Origin of the sequence: Bacillus arachidis (genome assembly GCF_030285945.1) — a bacterium.
GTDB lineage: Bacteria > Bacillota > Bacilli > Bacillales > Bacillaceae_G > Bacillus_A > Bacillus_A arachidis.
The window spans coordinates 2763703-2783829 of sequence record NZ_CP127376.1 but is presented as its reverse complement, the minus strand read 5'-3'; the positions used below and the strand labels follow the sequence as shown (position 1 = coordinate 2783829).

The window sequence follows — 20127 nt, the reverse complement described above, 5'->3', positions numbered from 1 at the left end:
GTAAAAGGAAATCTTGCTTGAAACTAACATTACCTACATCACAGGAGTGCAAAAGGTTATTTAGTTATAGGCTATAAAGTAAAAGGTAGAAACACTCATACTCCTATTAATAAATTAAATCCAAATATGATAATATAAATCATGGAAAAAAGATGAAAAATTGTAGAAAATATACTAAACTGAAGAGTGGGAAGGTTTTTATTAAACGGACAACATTTTAAGGGGAGTTTGAGATGAGTATAAAAGTAATAAGGGCAACAGGAATGATGGGCGGAGCTACAAGAGTAGCTTTAAAAGTAGATAATGAAGTGGTAATGAAATTAGAAAATAATGAAGAGTATACGCTTCCTTCTGATGTAAAAGAAGCAAAGCTAAAAGCAAATCAATTGTTTTTTGGAAGTAAAGAAAAGCAAGTGAAAAGTGGCGATATAGTCGAAATTAAGATTAATGGTCTAGCGATGCTATTGTTTATGGTATCGTTAATAGCAGTATTATTTGGTTCAAAGATTGATCCTAATGTTATTTGGTTTGGTGTAATTGGCTGTTTGGTAACGCTTGTCTATTCATTAAATAATTGGTTCACGTTAGAAGTTAAATAATAGGAAACAGCAGAGATATTATAAACTCTGCTGTTTTTTTACATCATAATAGTTTAAATGGTGTTTTGTGTTCTAATAAATAGTATCCATGATAATGAATACCTAATGGAGGAATGTGAAATGGAAAACTGGGAATACAATGAATTGTTTGAAGGTATCAATGAAGTCTATAATGATTTTTTAGCTTTAAATAGAGGATATAGATATGCAATAGCAAGGGCCGCTGATGAATATATAAATCTAGGGAAAATAGAAGACGTTATTGCCGATGTAGTTATAGGTGAAATATTGTTAACTCATGATAAAGTTTTTATTGGATATATAAAAGGTATAACAAAGAGATTAAGCAAGTTTAATCCACTAGATGCAATGGAGGAATTAACTCAAGAAGAAATAAGAGATTTATCTAACAGAATACATAAAGTATTGGAAGGTTTTGGAAAAGTAGAGATTGATTATAATCCTTCAGCAGAATAATACGATTTATTCTCTTTCTTGCTGAAGAAAAAGTATTTGAAGGTAAATGATTAGGAGAGAAGCTTTATCTTTGTTTTGCTAAAAATAAACTAGAAAGCGGGAATTTGAATGGAGAGCTATTTTATTAAGATAGAGGGGTTTGAATATCCACAATCATATAAAAAGGCAATTGAATTATATTTAGTTGATTTTGATTTATGGTATATGATGGAATCAGTACAGGCAACTAGACGCTTTCTTGATTTGAAAAAAAGGTATCCAAATAGAAAATTAGTTCCTTTTGCTAGAAGAGATGATAATGATGACATTGCCTGCTTTGAATTTGGAAAAGGACAAAAGGTTCAAGTGATTCATGACTTCGCTACAGCAGGATATGAACAGAGAAAGGAATTCGGTGATTTTTGGGAATGGCTTGAGTTCGCGATTAGGGAAATGATTGATTTCAATAGAATGGAAGAGGCATATGATTGCTAGACGAAAAGCTATATTTGCATGGAAGGAAGGGGGTATTTAGATGATTTCACCTAAAGAATTTTGTGATCGATGGAATGAAAAAAGACACGGGCCATTAAAGAAATTAGATCGAGATATGTTACGGCATACAAATTTATCTATTGATACAAGAAGGTTTTTAAGCGAAGCGGGTCTTCCGGCATCGGCTGCTCCATTTATAGAGTTTGATTATGCAACTGAACCAATGCAGAATATAACTCGAAAATTTGGTATGCCAAAAGACTTTGAGTTTTATTGGTTGATAGGTACGACTGGTTCTGGAGATCCTCTTTGTATTAATGAAAGAACAAATAAGGTAGTTTATTTACATCACGACAACAACTATGAAGAAATCTTCATGAACTCTTCCATTCATCAATTTGCAGAAAGCCTTCTATTGTTTTCTAAGTTAATTGATGAAGCGATTTATTTAAATGGTGAATTTGCTTTTTTAGATAATGAAATTCCAGAATCAGTGCGTATCTGGTTTGAAAATGAAGTAAGGCGTATCGATCCCAAGGCTGTAGAGGAGAATGCGTTTTGGTTTGAGGAACTTGAAAATCTAACTGAATAACGGAGGAATCTCATTGTTAAATCGTTTTAAAAATTTAAACGCTGATAACCAAGCAGGTTTCCTATTAGGATTAAGTGAAACAGTAATCGATTTACTATCACACTCTTCTGGATATGAAGAAGCGAAAGAAGCGTTGATGATTTGTTGGGAGTGGCTTGTATATAAACAAAAGCCTGGAGATGAAATCTATTACTTACTAGATGATGGAACAGAGTTCTCAGGATTATTTATACATATGCAAATGGATGAGGAAAATTCGCAAGAGGCTGTTTGGAATTGTATTGTTGATGCAGTAGCTTATACGGATTGGCAAGCATATTTACATCAAAAAGAAAAGTACTTACCTTCTCCAATCGAGAATGTAGATGGAGATTTAGTACAACATTTTTCAGATAATTTTTATGAAATTAAAAGTACAAACAAAGAATTAGTAGAGAAGTTTATTATGTATTGTGAAAAGGTTGAACGAGTAGACAAAGAAAGTCTTATGAAATATCTAAAAAGCTTTTTATGAAATGTGAAATTTTAAAAGTTTGAGGGGGGCTTAATATCGAAAATCCAGGTGTCATGTCTCTATGGCTAGGGAATTTCAAGAGTAAAGAAATGTTGCAAAAGTATGTGGAAATAAAATTTGATGAACAGGGAGATAGAATCCCATCACAATTTATGAGAGATTTTCAAATTGATTTTATAGATTACAATGAAGACTTATTAGAAATCACATTTATTGATATTTCAACTACCTCTATACAGTTGTTATTAGAAGGCGCATCTTATTATGAAAAGATTATATCTCAATTCACAGATTATTATGGGGAACATATGTTAGAGAGTTATAACACAGTGATTAGAGTTTATGATTTTGAATATAACGAAGCGAATGAAAAAGCGAACGCTATTGAAAATAGACATCTTGTTTTTGCTGGCGCAGTTGTTTATGAAGAGTGGGAAGAATAATATTGGTTAAGACATTTATAATCAAAGTATTTGCTGCTTATAATGTGGTGAAACGCTCAAAGCATAATAAGTGTGTTTTAAATTTTTCGTTTAATCTTTAATGAAAAATTTAAGGCTACTAGAAATATTCGGAGAGTATGAACGCATGAAAACCTCCCCTATTTAATTTTTGAAAAGGATATATTTTCCTAGATATCATAATACATTATAGAAAAATGCTGAGAGGGGTGTATGTGATGGGTTTCCCGCCTCAACAACAAAGTAGACCTGGCATTGAATCATTAATGATACCCAGACCTATATTTGATAATCCAAAATACAAACCAGCCGGTAAGCTTATAAATAAGGTAGCGCTTATAACTGGTGGGGATAGTGGAATTGGGAGAGCTGTCGCTGTAGCCTTCGCGAAAGAGGGTGCAGACATAGCAATCTCATACCTAAATGAACACAGTGATGCCAAAGAAACGGAGTGCTATGTCAAAAAGTACGGGCGTAGTTGCATTACCATTCCAGGTGATATTAGGTATGAGCAGCATTGCCAACAAGTAGTAATGCAAACAATTCACCAATTTGGCCGTATTGACATTTTGGTGAATAATGCTGGTGTACTATACATAAGGAACAGTCTACTTGATGTAGATTCGAATCAACGAGCAAGTACCTTTCACACAAATGTTTTTTCTCAGTTTATACTTACGAAAGCTGCTTTGCCATACATGAATTCAGGGAGCTCCATAATAAATACAACATCCCTTAGTGCCTATCATGGAGATCAAGATGCAATTGACTACGCGGCATCTAAAGGGGCTATTGTTTCATTTACACGTTCGCTGTCATTGTCACTGGCATCGCAAGGGATTCGAGTGAATGGTGTGGCCCCTGGACCAATTTGGACTCCATTAATTCCATCTTCCTTACCCCCAGAATGGCTTGCCACATTTGGAGATCATGTTCCTATGAAGCGAGCCGGTCAACCGTTTGAAGTGGCACCTGCTTATGTATTCTTGGCCTCCGACGATGCATCATACATATCAGGGCAAATTCTGCACGTGAATGGTGGGGAAATTGTAAATGGCTAAATACTTACAAAACTAATATTAATTGTTATTGTTCTTTGTTGTAAGTTGGCTTGAGTCAAGTTTGAAGTATACAATTTAAACAGGGAGGAGGAAAAATTGACAGAAATGGACAAGTAATTCAAGAATGGGGTCCAATTGATTATGGTTTCAAATCTCAATTGAGTAAAGTGGAAGTCCTTCAATTTTACAATGTAGATAAAGATGAATAAGTTGGGACAAATGAGAAAGATATACTATTGAAAGATTAGTGGTTCACTACAATTTAAAGCTGAGAACGAGCATGGTTTATATTTTTCACAAGGGAATGTTCAAGCGGAAGATTGTTTGTTTCAGATGGATTTAAGTAGAAGATTAGTATCCGGTGTTAAGTGACAAAAAAGTTGTTTAATTTACAGTAAAGTCGTTTTTATAGTGCTTTAAGAAAAGAATGTACTTTTTAATAGACTACATGCTACTAATTTAAGTCTTTAATTTATAGCTGTAGAATAAATAATAATGAATAAAGAGAATGATCAATATATAATTTAAGGAGAACTAATGTACATTTATTTTTAAATGTGAGTTCTGAAAAATAAAAGCCTTTTCTCAATACCGAGAAAGTAGGCTTTTTAGCATACACTTCATTTTGCACATTCGCAATCATCTAAATAATATACAACAAATATTTCCCGATCTTCATCTATTTCTGATGCACATCTTTTTAATGGCTTCCCTTGTAGAGCAGGATTAAAAATTAAAAGATGAGGTAGTAAATCAGAAGTACTTTCTTTCTCAAGAACATGAAGCACCTCTCTTTGCGATGGATCATATTCATATTTTCGGTATTCAACACATCTAAAGTTGTATTTCTTTGATTGAGTTAGGTAAGTTGTTTCTTCCTCCAACTTTTTAAGTTTAATTCTCACTACATCATCAACCCAAGAGCCTATATTCTCGTAAACTACACCATTACTTACAATGTAATCGGTTATTAATCTCGCAGATAGCTCTTCATTTTTTAAGTTTTTACGTGAAAATAAAACTTCTTTCGCTTCAGTAATATATTCGATGGTATTCATTTTTGTATTAGCCTCCTTCACTAGGTTTAAAATTAGCTTATACTATAAATAAGACAGATTTTGTCATATTTTTTGAAAAAGGTGATTAAATGTCTAAGACTAAACGTATCATTAGAATCATGCTGGCATTAAACAATAATAATTCCATCACTGCAAAGGAACTTGCTAAATCCGAAGGAGTCTCAGAGAGAACAATCCTCCGAGATATACAGGAGCTAAGTGAAATTTACTTTCCAGTCTATTCAGAAAGAGGTAGAAATGGAGGATTTAGTACACTAAAAAATAAAATGATCCCTCCCATTTGGTTTAGTGAGGATGAAATAATAGCTTTATTTTTTGCAATAGATGCCATGCAATATGTTGGCTCCACTCCTTTTTCTTCTTCATATGAAGTAATTTTAAATAAACTATTCAATATGATTCCTCAGGAAACTTCCGATGCAATTGAGAATACTAGAGACAAAATCTTGATGTGGCAACCAAATATTAAAGTGGATAAAAAGACGCTAAGAAACCTTTATGATGCATCTATAGAAGAAAAAACTGTAAATATCTTATATGAAACAACAGAAGATGAAATCTATAGAGAGATAGAACCTACGGGCTTATATGTATATAACGGGCATTGGTATTGTCCTGCTTACTGTAGAATGAGAAGAGGCATAAGGCTTTTCAGAGTAGATCGAATAAAAAAAACAATTATTAATTCTGACTCTCATTCCACTAATATCCATTTGAATGTTAAAGAATGGTTGTATTTTGGGTATGAATCTAATCCCATAAAGCTCGAAGTGAGTTTAAGCAAAGAGGGAAAAAGAAAAGCTGAGAGTATATCATGGTTAAGAGATAATATGGAATATAATTCAGATGGAACTGCGAAAATAACAAAGAATATTAACCCTTCAGAAGAGTGGTTTTATGTTGAATTACTTTGGAGTATTGGACCTGAAGCAGAAATAATAGAACCTGATTTCATAAAAAATAGGCTTATTGAAAGGGCTAAATCAGTGATAACAAAATATAATAACTTGTAGCTTAATTTGCATTTAATTTTATACTACTAGGATGGATCGCTTAGATAATTGTTCCTTTATTCAACTAAGGAGTGCGATTGTAGCATAAAATAGATAAAAAATAATCAAACTTATTTCAAACCCACAACGAATGATGTTCTTATTAGCAACGAATTGTATTTATCTTCCTAAGTCTATTAAAACGCCATAATCCCCTACTCTTGGTTTAGAAATTAGGGGATATTTTTTGTAAAAGATTTATCCTTTTTTTCTCAAAGCACTACACTACATTTAATTAAACAACTTTATTATTGATTTTTGAGTACCAATACATTTAAATGGATAGAAATTAAACAACTTTAAAGAGCCTTACTACAAAAAAATGTAGCAAGGCTCTTATATATTTATATCGAAATTAAATAACTTTATTATCACTTTACATCCGGAATGTTAAGAATTATTAAAACGGAAATATTTGTTAGGTAAGTTACATTAAAATCTTAGTTACCAACCAGGTGACTCCTATAAGAACTAAAAGTTCAAAGGATATTAAAGATATGTTTTTCTGTGGCTTTTTAAATTCTCGTACCAATGCAAAGGTTGCACTAAATCCTGCCAGGACAAAAATAATAAGTTTCAATGTATCAGGCATGTTCAACACTCCTATAATTTAACTGATTAAATTATACAGTAATTTCTTTTTATTCTAAAAAAAGTTAATTTAAATTAAGTGAAATTTAAGCAGAATTTAAACAAAATAATCCTTTGAAATAAAAAGCATGAACGGAGGGAAAGCGTATCATATGAGCCTATGGTAATTCTATTAAAACAACGATGAAAAAGCTGAAAAACTACAAAGCATTACGTGCATAGATAAAAATCAAAAAGAACAAATTCAAGCAGGGACAAAATGAAGGATGCTAAGAAGTGTGAAATGCGTTTTAAGCAGATTAAACGGAGTCGAAAGAACATTTAGTGTAGAGTGACACACTTATCCTTACTTTGTATATTTTTAATTTAAATGGATATTATTGTGTCACTCTACAGATTTGAAACATAAATCTTCCAGAACAGAAGACTTATGCTTCTTTTTATTTCTGATAGATTTTATGTTTCCTAAGTATATGAAGAAATATATCGAATACTAATATTTTATCTTATATCTTCAAATACTTCCGCGACTCATTCTCCTTTAAGAGCATCTAGAATTAAGTCATAGTCGTTAAAGAAGTGAAGAATTAACTTGCCTCAATCTTTTACACTTATAGACAAAATGTAATTTATGTCAGAGACGCGTATACATACTTTCTTGATAAAATTATATAATGAATTGGAATCCCTAGTGAATGGAATGTACCTAGGGATTTCGTAGTTTTTAGCAATAATATAACTATCAAACGTAAAAATATGAAATGGAAATATAGTACAATAAATATAAAGTTTAATCGAAATAGAAAGAACAATGGAGTGATTTATGCAATTTGAAAGGTTGAATGATATGAAAAGCCAAATGAACAGAGAGGAACTTATTGAACTTGTAAAAAAGATTTATAATCTTGATTTACCAGAAACAGAACATAGTGAATATGTGAATCAATTCAATAATAGCGGTGTTCTACATCCGGCACCTAGTGATTTAATATTTTGGAATGATATAGAATTAATACCTGAATAAGTAGTTGAGATTGCATTAAGCTATAAGAAAGAAAAAGAATAACTGAAACAAATAGATAAGAAATTGTACTTGTCTTTATATAAAGCTGTGGTAGGGGGAGAATGAGATGGAAAGCTCAAAAGTTGTATTATGTATACCTGGTTTATGGAAGGATAGAAGTGAACTTATTGAAGCGATTGTAAGAAAAAGTGAGGGATATATGTTTGCTGGGAATTATATTAGTAAACTAGAGGACCCGAGTATTTTTTTTGAAGTTGATATATATGAACATGACGAGCGAGTAGCAGAAGCTTTTGAAATTGCTGGATACAATTCATTTACTGAGGAAGACCTTGATCTTATTAGAGAGCATTCCTTAACTTTGTATTTAATTGGGGACGGAGGTTCCATTGAAAAGATAAGGAAGTTAGTTGATACTGCAACTGCACTTGTAAAAGCTGGAGGACTTGGCGTGAAAGTTGAATCTTCAGGTACAGCAAATACAATTGGAAGCTGGAATGATATGGATCATACAGTTGATGAAGTCCAATTATTCAAAGCTTTTGTAACAGTAGTCGCAGAAGATGATTTTTACTATACGTGTGGTATGCATTGCTTTGGGCTGCCGGATGTAATTACTTTTAAAGATCAAGTAACTCCGCAATATGCTCAAGAATTAATGAACGTTTTTTGTTTGTATAATCTCATTGAAAATCCTAGCTTAACGGACTATTCTACATTCAGCTTAGATGAAGGAAATCCTCATTTCATATTACAACATACGGAGTGTAAACATTTTTCAGAAGATGAATTGTTTTATAATCAATATGGTATTTGGGCATTAGTAAAGAAGGAGTAGTGTAAAATTGTTGTGATAGGAATAGATGGTGCAGGAAATCCGATTTGTTGTAAATAACTAACTATAGAAATGATGAGAGTTGAACATGGATACAGGTGAATAAGAATGGAGTGCTTCTAATTTAGAGACATATTTACATAGGCATTTACTAAAGAGATACCAATCCATTTTTGATGATAGATTTGTAGGGGGAAAATTAAGTGAAGTAAAGGGGAATATGTGTGTCTATTAAGATTGTAATGCAACAATACTTTAGGTTAAGAATAAAATTAGCGCACGAAGGTTTAGATTTTCTATTAAAAACACCAGTTCTTGAAGAAGTGAATCCTATTCTTTATGATGGGGAAATAGATGCGGAAGGTTATATTTTATGGAAACCAGTAGAAAAAAATATCGTACACGACTTTATTCATTTAGAACAAGAAATGGGAGTTCAGTTTCATCAAACTGTTATTATGTATTTTAATTCCTATTGGTTTGCTGAATTAAATGGCTTTTATAAAAATTATTATATTGAATTAGAAGCGGTATTGCCGAATATTGAATTAAATTCATTTGAAGAACAGTTAAAGGGCTACAAGGAAAACCACCAAGAGAGATTAAAACATATTCCAATAGGTATTGAAGGCAACGGAATGCTAGTTGTGATTGACAATGAAAATGGGAAAATTAAATTAGAAGATTTTGAGAGAGATTCATTTGAAACGATTTCAGAAAATATACAAGAATTAATTTCAAATTTGCGTTTGAAGAGGTGATCAGCATTGAAAGCGATCATGCAGCGTTACTTTGAAAGTTACTTATTGAAATGGAGCGATTGGAACGGAACACACCCGCAGATTCCATTTAATGTAGAGATTGATCATCGCTTATATATTGGTAAAAAGGATGAGGATGACTATATATTTTGGAAGCCAAAGGAGAAAGATGAATATGATGATTTTCAAAAAATTGAAAAAGAACTAAATGCTACCCTTCATTCTGATATAAAAGAATATTATAATTCTTATTGGTTTCTCGAGATGATTGGTTGGATTGATAATTACAATATTAGTTTATTCCCTGTAACACCAGGTGTTGAACCATTTTTATTTATAGAGCGTATTCAAGATTATTTATTTCTTAGACAAGGAGATGAAATATATTTTCCTATAGGATTTGAAAGTAGTGGGATGTTAATTCTTTTGAACAATCGTACTGGAGAAATTGTTATGGAAGATTTTGAAACGGAAGAGTACCGGCATCTTAGTAAAAGTTTAAAGGTACTCATTTCTCGATTAAGCTTCCAATGAATTTAGTAGTGTTTTGCTGGCTTTATATCTGTTAGTTGGTGTGTATTGTTATAGAATTTAAAGGGGCGTATTTATATGACAATCCAGTTTTGTAAGGAAGCGGTTGCATACTTGAAACCAGTAGTAAAAGAGAATCTAGATGAAAAGTGTTTTACCCTATCTGAAGAAAATAGTTTTGTCCATACATTTTTTAATGAAGATTTAATACTTACCTTTTTAGTTGAGGATGATCAAAACGCTTATTTTCAATATGTTCAAAATAAGCATATATCAGGAGAAGGATTGGATGAGAAGCAGTTATTAGAAATCGGGATCAATAATCTATATAAATTAGCAGATGAAAAAGAATTACGGGTTCACACGCTATCGGAAGGGTGTATTGCTTTAATTCTTGACGGGAATTTCGAAGCTAGCTTAATTGTTTTAGACGACTTATGGGATCACTCATTAAAAAAATTCGTATCAAATGGGTATGCGGTTGCAATACCAGCGAGAGATATTCTTGTTTTTTGTGATTGTAATGCTGGGAATGGAATTGAAAAAATGAAAAGTATAATAGAAAAGGTTTGGGAAGACGGAGATCATTTATTAATTGATAAAATTTTGGTGAGAAGTGAGGGGAAATGGGGGTATTTATAGTCGTCCAAAATAGTACTTTTTGTAATAGAGTGAGTATTTAGAATGAAAATGAAGTGCTTGTGAAAAGAGGGGGAAAATAAGTGAAAAAGTTTATTAGGAATATCGGAGATAAAACCTTCATTGCTCAGGCGGATGAGTGCTTTGCGATGCAGGTAGAAGGTTTATTTCATTTTCTAACTGAGGTAGAAAACGATCGATTAATAAATGGTTTTTCTATACAAGTTGGTTGGTCAATTTACTTCCTTGATGAAAGGGAAGATGGCTATCATATTATCGTACATGATTATACGAAGAATCCATTTCAAGATATGACAGATGATTTGACGATTTCTTTATGGATACTATTAACACAAGTGAGTTTTTTAAAACTATTAACAATTGAAGGGGAATTGCTGCGCTTTTGTGACAAAATTGTGGTCGCCAAAAATGTAATGGAATTAGATGATATTTATTTAGAAAGAACAAAAGATTGTGAAGAAGGTGACTCCGGTTGGTATATAGGCCCTATTAATGATGAGGATGATACAGAAGAGTACGAAGTGTTTTATGCATACGAATTACTAAAATTGAAACCTTCTCTTATTCAAGTATTAACATTGCCTTCTGGATATCTTGTAATCTTTGAAAAAGATGTTGTGAAAGCAGTGGTAGATGAAAATAATGTAAACATTTTGGGTAGGGTCAATAATAGATGATTAAGTATAGAAAAAAGAGCGAGTCATTTGTTGATGTCAGTATCTCAATAAAGTGTAAAGTCGAATCGAGCAGGATGAGCCTAATTAAATAATGGAGCAATTACTTAGGGAGGAACATTCGTGGCTTATAAAGACAATTTATTTCATGTAGTTAAGGATAAAGTTATCTTAACCCTGTTTATTTTACTTACTGTTTTCCATATGATAAATTTTGCGTTTTTTTTCTTTTTTGCTGTTACGGTAGCTTTATTTTGGGACGATCCGAATGCTGATATGAGTACGGAATATTTTCCAATAGTTATGCCACATTTATATCCAGTTCTCATCGGGATGATATTCATATTTCTGGCTTTTTTCAGTTGTTATTTCTATCAAAAGTATGTACCGAATTCTAAGTGGAAAAAGATAGCTGTGGAAGTGCTTTTTCTTATTGTCGCATTTGTCATTCCGAGATTTTTTGATGCGTTTAAAATTCCTTTGTTGGACATGCTTTTCAAATAAAGAGTTTGCTAATAAGCATGAATAACCTCAGTAAATTTCAATTTACTGGGGTTATTCATCGTTATCTTTTGGGTAAGATAGCTGACGATAAGGATGATAAAAAATAAATAGTGCTCTACATATCAAAGTGTAAAGGTTCTCTATAATTTGAAAGAATACGTACAGATCGAATAGGTGGTAAAACATTAACCTTAAAACCATAATAGGCGTTATAAGCAAACGTTGGAATGTTATAATTTAGGGAAATATAGTTTCATAAGTTATACACATATAGAGGTGAGTATATGACGAATTGTTATTTTGAGTTTGTAATACATAAAGAGTCTCGTTTTCATAGACTAAGAGAATTTTTTTACAAGCTTAAGGAAGAGAAAGAAAAAGAGATGATAGATTGTAGTGATTCTATGTGGATAGCGTATTTTGAGGAAGAAGTATTAAAACAGTTTTGGTGGCCGACGGAAGAAGAATTACATCATTACCAAATTTTATGGGAACAAACTCCTGTAGAAAAACGTTTAACAGACCTTAAATTGAGAACTCCATGGGACTTTGAATCTATGATTGATGCATTTGCTTCTGGGGAATATGAATTAGTCTCTTGTGAAAAGGCAACAAACAATATTGGAAGGATTGAATTTTATCCTTATGGATGGCCATATGGAGGGAGCGATGTGTTTAGAGCTTTAATTGAGTATAGTGGGTTCAAAATTATTGATGAGAGTGTATAAGGCGTACAATCGTTAACAATTATAGAAGGAAATAACGGAAAAGGTGAGAGAATATGTCTAATTACGTGAAGGCAGAATGTATCAAAATGTGAATTTGAAATAGGGCCACGATGCTTGTAAAAAAGACGAGGCGTTTTGAATAAAGTTGCGACGTTTCTATAATTCGTTTATGACATGAATTCTTTCCCTTTTTCATAGTTTTCACTTCTCAAACAAAATGAAAATCCATAGCGGTATGATATCCCTTTTTTTATGAAAACATGAAAAACATTCAGCTATATGATGTCCGTTTTGTAATTAGTAATCAGAGGGTAATTCTCTTAACATCAATGTTTCAAAGTTTTTACATGATTTATCTAGTTGTTAAAAACATGAAAATTCATAGGTGTATACGCTTCCATTCCTTTTCACTAAATTTCATTTTTTCTACAAATATGAAAATTAATAGCTGTATGATGTTCGTAAAAGAATATATAAATCCTGAAACCCATTGATACACAAGGGATTAAAACGCATTTCATCTTAAGATTTTTCTCTTAAAGGAACATATTTCATCAAATTTCGATTTGTTATAATCAAAATTGTTATATTTTTAAGTGTTTTGTCATATTTTGTTGTATTTAAAGGTAAGAGGTGAAAAAAGATGAGGAAACCCTTTATTATCCGCAACCAACTTGCTTTAAATGACCAATCTATAAATGCAGTTCTAGTAATACTGAATTTTTGGAAAAAACCAGTTGAAACTTTCGAAGAGAAATAATACATATAGCTACAAAGATACATATGTTGAGGATATTCGCGATCATATGACATTTGAGGACTGTGTTTTGGATGTAGATGGCTTTGTTTAAAATGCATTGTAAGGAACTTTCGCAAGTATGATATAAGCCTCCCTGAATAAAATGTCGAAATTAAGAGAAAATTGAATAATTTTGTCTTGTTATACGTTATGTTTAGTGTTAAACTCATAATACAAAGAAAGAGTAGCTGAAAATATCCTCCTTTAAATATAAAAAAGACTGAAAATTTAGTTTTTTTGTCTGATTGACATTACGCTTACTACTCTTTCTTTGTTTTATATAATATCTAGCATTATATACAAATAGTGAGGTGACTAAAATGTAATTATTAATTATTTGGTAGAAGTAGAGCACGTGTATTTTGTTATTCTGATGACACCTTTATTGCTTAAGTGCACATGCATTACAGCTATTTATAAATGGCCTATATGCCATTGTACCGACCAAGCAATGTGAAATCTGGTTTTATGGAAATAAAGAAATAAGCAACTACAATTAATTATGAATCTTGTCGTCATGCTGAGAATTTAATTGAAGATCTGGTATAGCGAGATTTAACCAAGAAGTTTATACGTCATGTAAGTTGTGAATAAAATACTAAATTCATAAGCTGAGACAGATTGAGGATGTTACCGTTCATTTTCTTAAAAAGCATAAGCCAACGTAATTACAACCTGGAGAATGATTTGAAAGATTTACATGAGTAAACAAAGTTACTAGGGATTTGTAATTTTCACTATGTGAATCAAGGGTTCGGTAGGGGGGATGGCGCAAGTATTTAAGAATGATATTTCAGTGTATGTAGGAAGGAGTATAAAATAAGAAGTATATTCAAAATATCGTATTTATGTTTGGTTTCTTTAATTACAAAATCAGTTATAAAAGTTACAAAATCTATTTTTATTTTCAAAGTAGTCATATATTACGGAGGAGAGCATAAAAAATGCCTTTAGGAGGGGGCAAAAGGTTCTGGTAAATAAAATTGTGAATCATTAAAAAGGTGCTATCAAACTTGGACATACTGATGTTATGAATCTGAAAACAATGGAAAGTAGTATGAATAAACCAATAGCATTGGGATGAAAACATTATTAATCAGGAATTTATGCTCACCATGAGATGGTAGATATGATACAACATAAGATTCCGAGACTTGATAAGGATGATGAAAAAATGTAATTTAGCCAGTTACAATAATATCAACAATTGTTAAATTTGTAAATAGTAAACTTAGTGTAATTAGTGTTGCATTAGAAAAAATGAAGGTTAATGGAGAGTAGAGGAATCGTTTTAGAAACCTGTTTTCAAGTTTTTAAGTTTATAACAGTTAAAAGAGAAGAAATGTCATCATCCTATTGAGTCATTGTCATTACATATTCATATTAGAAGCCATCTAATAATAATTGATAGGAGAATGACATGATAAAAAGAGTAACTTCGATTTTTTCGATTTTAATGATTTTTATGTTTACTATAGGCCAGAGTTATATACCTATAATAGCAAGTGCACAAGAATTAAATAAAACAGGACTAGTTGATAGTTTTACACTCGATAAAACGGAATTAGGTTACGGAGAACGAACAGGAATAAAAGTTAATTTTAGTGACAAATCTGGAAATCAAATGAAAACTGGAGACACATTAACATTAACGTTACCTCCAGAATTACAAGGATATAGTCGAACGATTCCATTGAAAAATGAGGCAGGGACTGATTTTGGTACTTGTCAAATCACGTCAACGAATGTCGTATGTACATTTAGTGATGTCGTTGAGAAACTTCAAAATATTAGAGGGTTTTTTAAATTTGAAGTTCAAGCAACTAAGGATGTAGCGACGGGACAAACACTAACAGTTGACACAAATTTAGGAACAAATTTACAAACACAAAGAATCACAATTAAGGGTCCAACTGAGGGTGGTGGAGGTACAGCGCCATTTTCCTACAAAGCAGGTAGAATGGATGCGGATGCTCCGACTGAAGTGAAGTGGGAGATACCTATAAACAATAACAAGCAACAGCTAGGTGCTGACATTGTTTTGTCTGATACAGCACAATCAGGTCAAACATTAAATCTAGATAGTTTTGTTTTGGGAAATGAAAATTTAACACCTCAACAGTTTATGGATCGGGGTTATGGAACGATTACTTTTAACGGTAACTCTTTTGAAATTAGAATTTATAAGGATTATGTAAGTGGTCAATCTTTCAATATTAGATATAGAACTAATATAACTGAAAGTGGAATGAAACAAAAAACTTTTGTCAATAAGTATACGATTAATTACCAAATTTTAAATGAGCAACCGGTATCGTTTTCAGGGGAGGCCTGGACTGATAACATAAACTCAGATGGCGGTGCTGACGGTGATTTACCACCAAAAGGAACGTTAAGAATTGTTAAGCATATTGAAGGGAATACGGAAAAATTCATACCTGATGTCTCTTTTAAATTGTATACGGAATCAGGTCAGCAAATTGGAAATACTTATAAAACCGATGAAAAAGGTATTGTTGAGGTTCCTGATTTAAATCCAGGAAATTACTATGTGCAAGAGATTTCAGCTCCAAACTATCTAGATTTTGATCCTCAAGCGAAAGTAAACTTTACAATTGATAGAAATGCTGAAAAAGGTGTAAAGCTTATGATTCCGAATAAGGTGAAAACTACATCTGTTTCAGGAACGAAGATATGGGATGACTACAACAATAAGTTTGGTAAACGCCCAGAAAGTATCACGGTTCAATTGCTTCAAAATGGTACAGAATTGAAAACACAAGAAGTGAAAGCTGACCAAGCTGGCAACTGGAACTTCGATTTCAAAGATCTACCAAAGTATGATGAACAAGGAAACGAGTACAAGTACACAGTAAGTGAAGTAAAAGTAAACGACTACGAAACAAAAGTAGAAGGAACAACGATTACAAACACTTACAAAAACACAGACAAAACAGAACTAAGTGGCAAAAAAGTATGGGATGACTACAACAATAAGTTTGGCAAACGTCCAGAAAGCATCACGGTTCAACTACTTCAAAATGGTACAGAGTTCAAAAACCAAGAAGTGAAAGCTGACCAAGCTGGTAACTGGAATTTCAGTTTCACGGATCTTCCAAAGTACGATGAACAAGGAAACGAGTACAAGTACACAGTAAGTGAAGTAAAAGTAGACGGCTACGAAACAAAAGTGGATGGCACAACGATTACGAACACTTACAAAAATACGGAAGTGACAGAAGTTAGTGGTAAAAAAGTATGGGATGACTACAACAATAAGTTTGGTAAACGCCCAGAAAGTATCACAGTTCAACTACTTCAAAATGGTACAGAGTTGAAAACACAAGAAGTGAAAGCTGACCAAGCTGGTAACTGGAACTTCGATTTCAAAGATCTACCAAAGTACGATGAACAAGGAAACGAGTACAAGTACACAGTAAGTGAAGTGAAAGTAAACGACTACGAAACAAAAGTAGAAGGAACAACAATTACGAACACTTACAAGAATACAGAAACAACAGAAGTTAGTGGTAAGAAAGTATGGGATGACTACAACAACAAGTTCAACAAACGTCCAGAAAGCATCACGGTTCAATTGCTTCAAAATGGTACAGAGTTGAAAACACAAGAAGTGAAAGCTGACCAAGCTGGCAACTGGAACTTCGATTTCAAAGATCTACCAAAGTACGATGGACAAGGAAATGAGTACACGTACACAGTAGGTGAAGTAAAAGTAGACGGCTACGAAACAAAAGTAGAAGGAACAACGATTACGAACACTTACAAGAATACAGAAACAACAGAACTAAATGGTAAAAAAGTATGGGATGACTACAACAATAAGTTTGGTAAGCGTCCAGAAAGCATCACGGTTCAACTACTTCAAAATGGAACAGAGTTGAAAACACAAGAAGTGAAATCTGATAAGGATGGCAACTGGAATTTCGATTTCAAAGATCTACCAAAGTACGATGAACAAGGAAACGAGTACATGTACACAGTAGGTGAAGTAAAAGTAGACGGCTACGAAACAAAGGTAGAAGGAACAACGATTACGAACACTTACAAAAATACAGACAAAACAGAACTAAATGGTAAGAAAGTATGGGACGACTACAACAACAAGTTCAACACACGCCCAGAAAGCATCACGGTTCAATTGCTCCAAAATGGAACAGAGTTGAAAACACAAGAAGTGAAAGCTGACCAAGCTGGTAACTGGAACTTCGATTTCAAAGATCTACCAAAGTACGATGAACAAGGAAACGAGTACAAGTACACAGTAGGTGAAGTAAAAGTAGACGGTTACGAAACAAAGGTAGAAGGAACAACGATTACGAACACTTACAAAAATACAGACAAAACAGAACTAAATGGTAAGAAAGTATGGGACGATTATAACAACAAGTTTGGCAAACGCCCAGAAAGCATCACAGTTCAATTGCTTCAAAATGGAACAGAGTTGAAAACACAAGAAGTGAAAGCTGATCAAGCTGGTAACTGGAACTTCGATTTCAAAGATCTACCAAAGTACGATGAGCAAGGAAACGAGTACAAGTACACAGTAGGTGAAGTAAAAGTAGACGGCTACGAAACAAAGGTAGAAGGAACAACAATTACGAACACTTACAAAAATACGGAAACAACAGAGCTAAGTGGTAAGAAAGTATGGGATGATTACAACAATAAGTTCGGTAAACGCCCAGAAAGCATCACGGTTCAACTACTTCAAAATGGTACAGAGTTCAAAAACCAAGAAGTGAAAGCTGACCAAGCTGGTAACTGGAATTTCAGTTTCACGGATCTATCAAAGTACGATGAACAAGGAAATGAGTACAAGTACACAGTAAATGAAGTGAAAGTAAACGACTACGAAACAAAAGTAGAAGGAACAACAATTACGAACACTTACAAAAATACGGAAGTGACAGAACTAAGTGGTAAAAAGTATGGGACGATTACAACAATAAGTTCAACAAACGTCCAGAAAGCATCACAGTTCAATTGCTTCAAAATGAAAAAGAATTAAAAACACAAGAAGTAAAAGCCGACCAAACTGGTAACTGGAATTTCAACTTCAAAGACCTTCCAAAGTACGATGAACAAGGAAACGAGTACACGTACACAGTAGGTGAAGTAAAAGTAGACGGCTACGAAACAAAAGTAGAAGGAACAACGATTACGAACACTTACAAAAATACGGAAACAACAGAAGTTAGTGGTAAAAAATATGGGATGACTACAACAATAAGTTTGGTAAACGCCCAGAAAGCATCACGGTTCAACTACTTCAAAATGGTACAGAGTTCAAAAACCAAGAAGTGAAAGCTGACCAAGCTGGTAACTGGAATTTCAGTTTCACGGATCTATCAAAGTACGATGAACAAGGAAATGAGTACAAGTACACAGTAAATGAAGTGAAAGTAAACGACTACGAAACAAAAGTAGAAGGAACAACAATTACGAACACTTACAAAAATACGGAAGTGACAGAACTAAGTGGTAAAAAAGTATGGGACGATTACAACAATAAGTTCAACAAACGTCCAGAAAGCATCACAGTTCAATTGCTTCAAAATGAAAAAGAATTAAAAACACAAGAAGTAAAAGCCGACCAAACTGGTAACTGGAATTTCAACTTCAAAGACCTTCCAAAGTACGATGAACAAGGAAACGAGTACAAGTACACAGTAGGTGAAGTAAAAGTAGACGGCTACGAAACAAAAGTAGAAGGAACAACGATTACGAACACTTACAAAAATACGGAAACAACAGAAGTTAGTGGTAAGAAAACATGGAAAGACGATAACGCAAAAGATCGTCCAGAAATGATCAAAGTAGACCTACTACAAAATGGTAAAGTAATCGCAACACAAGAAGTAAGCGCAGCAAGCGAATGGAAATATGCGTTTAAAGATTTAGCGGCATATGATGAGAATGGTGTAGCTTACAAGTATGAAGTGAAAGAACAACCGGTAGACGGATACAAATCCGAAGTAAAAGGAAATGACATCACGAATACAAAGGTTGGCAAAACAAAAGTAGAAGGAACAAAGACGTGGAATGACGGAAATGCGACAAATCGACCGAAAACAATTAAAGTAGATTTACTACAAAACGGTCAGGTTATCGCAACGCAAGAAGTAAGTGAAGCAACGGGTTGGAAATATACATTTAAAGAATTAGCGGCATATGATGCGAATGGTGCAGCGTACAAATATGAAGTAAAAGAACAACCAGTAGAGGGATATCAATCCGAAGTAAACGGTTTTGATATCACGAATACAAAAATCAAGGACAATCCAAGTACAGAACCAAAAGATCCAAGTACAGATCCAAACGCAAATACAGACACAAATAGCGATTCTAAAGTTCCACCTACTAAAGAAAATGCTAAAACGTCAGTAGAGCTTCCTAAAACAGGCGGAACATCGATGGATATAATTTCATACATTGGAGGTATGTTGTTGGTGGCTTTAGGTGGATTCATATTTGCTCGTCAACGAATGAGATAAAAAAATGGATTTGGTGCAAGAAACCTATCAAACTTGGACATACGGATACTATTAAATTAGAAAGACTAGAGATTATATATGTCTAAGCCAAGTGATTTCAAAGAAAAACTATTATCAACTAGGGATGCACTTAATAATAAGTGACTTAGTGGAAAAAGTAGATCATCTATTGCTTATGTAGTGATTATAACCTGGG

General features: G+C 33.0%; 21 protein-coding genes and 1 pseudogene. 20 read left to right on the top strand and 2 right to left on the bottom strand.

The genetic code is table 11. The features are described 5' to 3' along the window. Window positions 1–233 precede the first annotated feature (233 nt). The 8 genes and pseudogenes from QRY57_RS15880 to QRY57_RS15845 all read left to right on the top strand — a co-directional run. Window positions 234–599 carry a hypothetical protein gene (locus tag QRY57_RS15880; RefSeq protein ID WP_208018793.1) on the top strand — a complete coding sequence of 122 codons (366 nt, stop codon included), beginning with the start codon at window positions 234–236 and terminating at the stop codon, window positions 597–599. Between the two features lie 120 nt (window positions 600–719). After that, complete coding sequence (locus QRY57_RS15875) at window positions 720–1076, top strand: Imm3 family immunity protein (protein WP_286015521.1); 357 nt, start codon at window positions 720–722, stop codon at window positions 1074–1076. A 108-nt stretch (window positions 1077–1184) separates the two neighbouring features. After that, entirely contained in the window at window positions 1185–1550 is a 366-nt protein-coding gene (locus QRY57_RS15870; RefSeq protein WP_286015520.1) for a hypothetical protein, read from the top strand. Window positions 1551–1590: 40 nt separating this feature from the next. After that, a complete protein-coding gene (locus tag QRY57_RS15865) occupies window positions 1591–2142 on the top strand; it encodes an SUKH-4 family immunity protein (RefSeq protein ID WP_286015519.1) in 552 nt (183 codons plus the stop codon). 13 nt (window positions 2143–2155) lie between these two features. Continuing rightward, the gene (locus QRY57_RS15860; protein WP_286015518.1) at window positions 2156–2656 is read left to right on the top strand and encodes an Imm6 family immunity protein; all 501 of its coding nucleotides are present in this window, start codon (window positions 2156–2158) and stop codon (window positions 2654–2656) included. A gap of 35 nt (window positions 2657–2691) precedes the next feature. Continuing rightward, on the top strand, window positions 2692–3099 hold the full coding sequence (locus QRY57_RS15855; protein ID WP_286017883.1) for an immunity 22 family protein: 408 nt from the start codon (window positions 2692–2694) through the stop codon (window positions 3097–3099). 236 nt (window positions 3100–3335) lie between these two features. Continuing rightward, a complete protein-coding gene (locus tag QRY57_RS15850) occupies window positions 3336–4178 on the top strand; it encodes an SDR family oxidoreductase (RefSeq protein WP_286015517.1) in 843 nt (280 codons plus the stop codon). A 249-nt stretch (window positions 4179–4427) separates the two neighbouring features. Further along, window positions 4428–4544, top strand: a pseudogene (locus tag QRY57_RS15845) (penicillin acylase family protein); the annotation flags it as partial. 254 nt (window positions 4545–4798) lie between these two features. Here QRY57_RS15845 and QRY57_RS15840 read toward each other — a convergent pair. Beyond that, window positions 4799–5236, bottom strand: coding sequence for a hypothetical protein (locus QRY57_RS15840; protein WP_286015516.1), 438 nt, complete (start codon window positions 5234–5236; stop codon window positions 4799–4801). An 89-nt stretch (window positions 5237–5325) separates the two neighbouring features. Here QRY57_RS15840 and QRY57_RS15835 point away from each other — a divergent pair, with 89 nt between their 5' ends. Beyond that, complete coding sequence (locus QRY57_RS15835; protein ID WP_286015515.1) at window positions 5326–6270, top strand: helix-turn-helix transcriptional regulator; 945 nt, start codon at window positions 5326–5328, stop codon at window positions 6268–6270. Between the two features lie 466 nt (window positions 6271–6736). Here QRY57_RS15835 and QRY57_RS15830 read toward each other — a convergent pair whose 3' ends face one another. Next, window positions 6737–6901 (bottom strand): hypothetical protein, encoded by a 165-nt coding sequence (locus QRY57_RS15830; RefSeq protein WP_286015514.1) that lies wholly within the window; start codon window positions 6899–6901, stop codon window positions 6737–6739. 858 nt (window positions 6902–7759) lie between these two features. Between QRY57_RS15830 and QRY57_RS15825 the strand changes: the two genes are divergently transcribed. The 11 genes from QRY57_RS15825 (at window position 7760) to QRY57_RS15770 (ending at window position 19931) form a co-directional block, all read left to right on the top strand. After that, entirely contained in the window at window positions 7760–7924 is a 165-nt protein-coding gene (locus tag QRY57_RS15825) for a bacteriocin immunity protein (protein WP_432804092.1), read from the top strand. Window positions 7925–8030: 106 nt separating this feature from the next. After that, window positions 8031–8762 (top strand): DUF4261 domain-containing protein, encoded by a 732-nt coding sequence (locus QRY57_RS15820; protein WP_286015513.1) that lies wholly within the window; start codon window positions 8031–8033, stop codon window positions 8760–8762. A gap of 221 nt (window positions 8763–8983) precedes the next feature. Then, entirely contained in the window at window positions 8984–9520 is a 537-nt protein-coding gene (locus tag QRY57_RS15815; protein ID WP_286015512.1) for a SecY-interacting protein Syd, read from the top strand. 6 nt (window positions 9521–9526) lie between these two features. Next, a complete protein-coding gene (locus QRY57_RS15810; protein WP_286015511.1) occupies window positions 9527–10054 on the top strand; it encodes a SecY-interacting protein Syd in 528 nt (175 codons plus the stop codon). A 75-nt stretch (window positions 10055–10129) separates the two neighbouring features. Next, on the top strand, window positions 10130–10693 hold the full coding sequence (locus QRY57_RS15805; protein WP_286015510.1) for a DUF1444 domain-containing protein: 564 nt from the start codon (window positions 10130–10132) through the stop codon (window positions 10691–10693). A gap of 80 nt (window positions 10694–10773) precedes the next feature. After that, window positions 10774–11388, top strand: a complete 615-nt coding sequence (locus QRY57_RS15800; RefSeq protein WP_286015509.1) for an immunity protein Imm33 domain-containing protein — start codon at window positions 10774–10776, stop codon at window positions 11386–11388. A 120-nt stretch (window positions 11389–11508) separates the two neighbouring features. Beyond that, a complete protein-coding gene (locus QRY57_RS15795; protein WP_286015508.1) occupies window positions 11509–11889 on the top strand; it encodes a hypothetical protein in 381 nt (126 codons plus the stop codon). A gap of 284 nt (window positions 11890–12173) precedes the next feature. Beyond that, on the top strand, window positions 12174–12617 hold the full coding sequence (locus QRY57_RS15790; RefSeq protein ID WP_286015507.1) for a hypothetical protein: 444 nt from the start codon (window positions 12174–12176) through the stop codon (window positions 12615–12617). 2219 nt (window positions 12618–14836) lie between these two features. Further along, window positions 14837–18445 (top strand): Cna B-type domain-containing protein, encoded by a 3609-nt coding sequence (locus tag QRY57_RS15780; RefSeq protein ID WP_286015506.1) that lies wholly within the window; start codon window positions 14837–14839, stop codon window positions 18443–18445. Next, window positions 18421–18741 carry a Cna B-type domain-containing protein gene (locus QRY57_RS15775; protein ID WP_286015505.1) on the top strand — a complete coding sequence of 107 codons (321 nt, stop codon included), beginning with the start codon at window positions 18421–18423 and terminating at the stop codon, window positions 18739–18741. The genes QRY57_RS15780 and QRY57_RS15775 overlap by 25 nt, the downstream gene beginning before the upstream one ends. Then, window positions 18645–19931, top strand: coding sequence for a Cna B-type domain-containing protein (locus QRY57_RS15770; protein ID WP_349775680.1), 1287 nt, complete (start codon window positions 18645–18647; stop codon window positions 19929–19931). Before QRY57_RS15775 ends, QRY57_RS15770 begins: the two co-directional genes overlap by 97 nt. Window positions 19932–20127 lie beyond the last annotated feature (196 nt).

What these genes read in the sequence shown, in the direction of transcription:
- QRY57_RS15880 (WP_208018793.1), top strand. Translation starts at nt 234, where the DNA reads ATGAGTATAAAAGTAATAAGGGCAACAGGAATGATGGGCGGAGCTACA.
- QRY57_RS15875 (WP_286015521.1), top strand. Translation starts at nt 720, where the DNA reads ATGGAAAACTGGGAATACAATGAATTGTTTGAAGGTATCAATGAAGTC.
- QRY57_RS15870 (WP_286015520.1), top strand. Translation starts at nt 1,185, where the DNA reads ATGGAGAGCTATTTTATTAAGATAGAGGGGTTTGAATATCCACAATCA.
- QRY57_RS15865 (WP_286015519.1), top strand. Translation starts at nt 1,591, where the DNA reads ATGATTTCACCTAAAGAATTTTGTGATCGATGGAATGAAAAAAGACAC.
- QRY57_RS15850 (WP_286015517.1), top strand. Translation starts at nt 3,336, where the DNA reads ATGGGTTTCCCGCCTCAACAACAAAGTAGACCTGGCATTGAATCATTA.
- QRY57_RS15840 (WP_286015516.1), bottom strand. Translation starts at nt 5,236, where the DNA reads ATGAATACCATCGAATATATTACTGAAGCGAAAGAAGTTTTATTTTCA.
- QRY57_RS15835 (WP_286015515.1), top strand. Translation starts at nt 5,326, where the DNA reads ATGTCTAAGACTAAACGTATCATTAGAATCATGCTGGCATTAAACAAT.
- QRY57_RS15830 (WP_286015514.1), bottom strand. Translation starts at nt 6,901, where the DNA reads ATGCCTGATACATTGAAACTTATTATTTTTGTCCTGGCAGGATTTAGT.
- QRY57_RS15825 (WP_432804092.1), top strand. Translation starts at nt 7,760, where the DNA reads ATGAACAGAGAGGAACTTATTGAACTTGTAAAAAAGATTTATAATCTT.
- QRY57_RS15820 (WP_286015513.1), top strand. Translation starts at nt 8,031, where the DNA reads ATGGAAAGCTCAAAAGTTGTATTATGTATACCTGGTTTATGGAAGGAT.
- QRY57_RS15805 (WP_286015510.1), top strand. Translation starts at nt 10,130, where the DNA reads ATGACAATCCAGTTTTGTAAGGAAGCGGTTGCATACTTGAAACCAGTA.
- QRY57_RS15790 (WP_286015507.1), top strand. Translation starts at nt 12,174, where the DNA reads ATGACGAATTGTTATTTTGAGTTTGTAATACATAAAGAGTCTCGTTTT.
- QRY57_RS15780 (WP_286015506.1), top strand. Translation starts at nt 14,837, where the DNA reads ATGATAAAAAGAGTAACTTCGATTTTTTCGATTTTAATGATTTTTATG.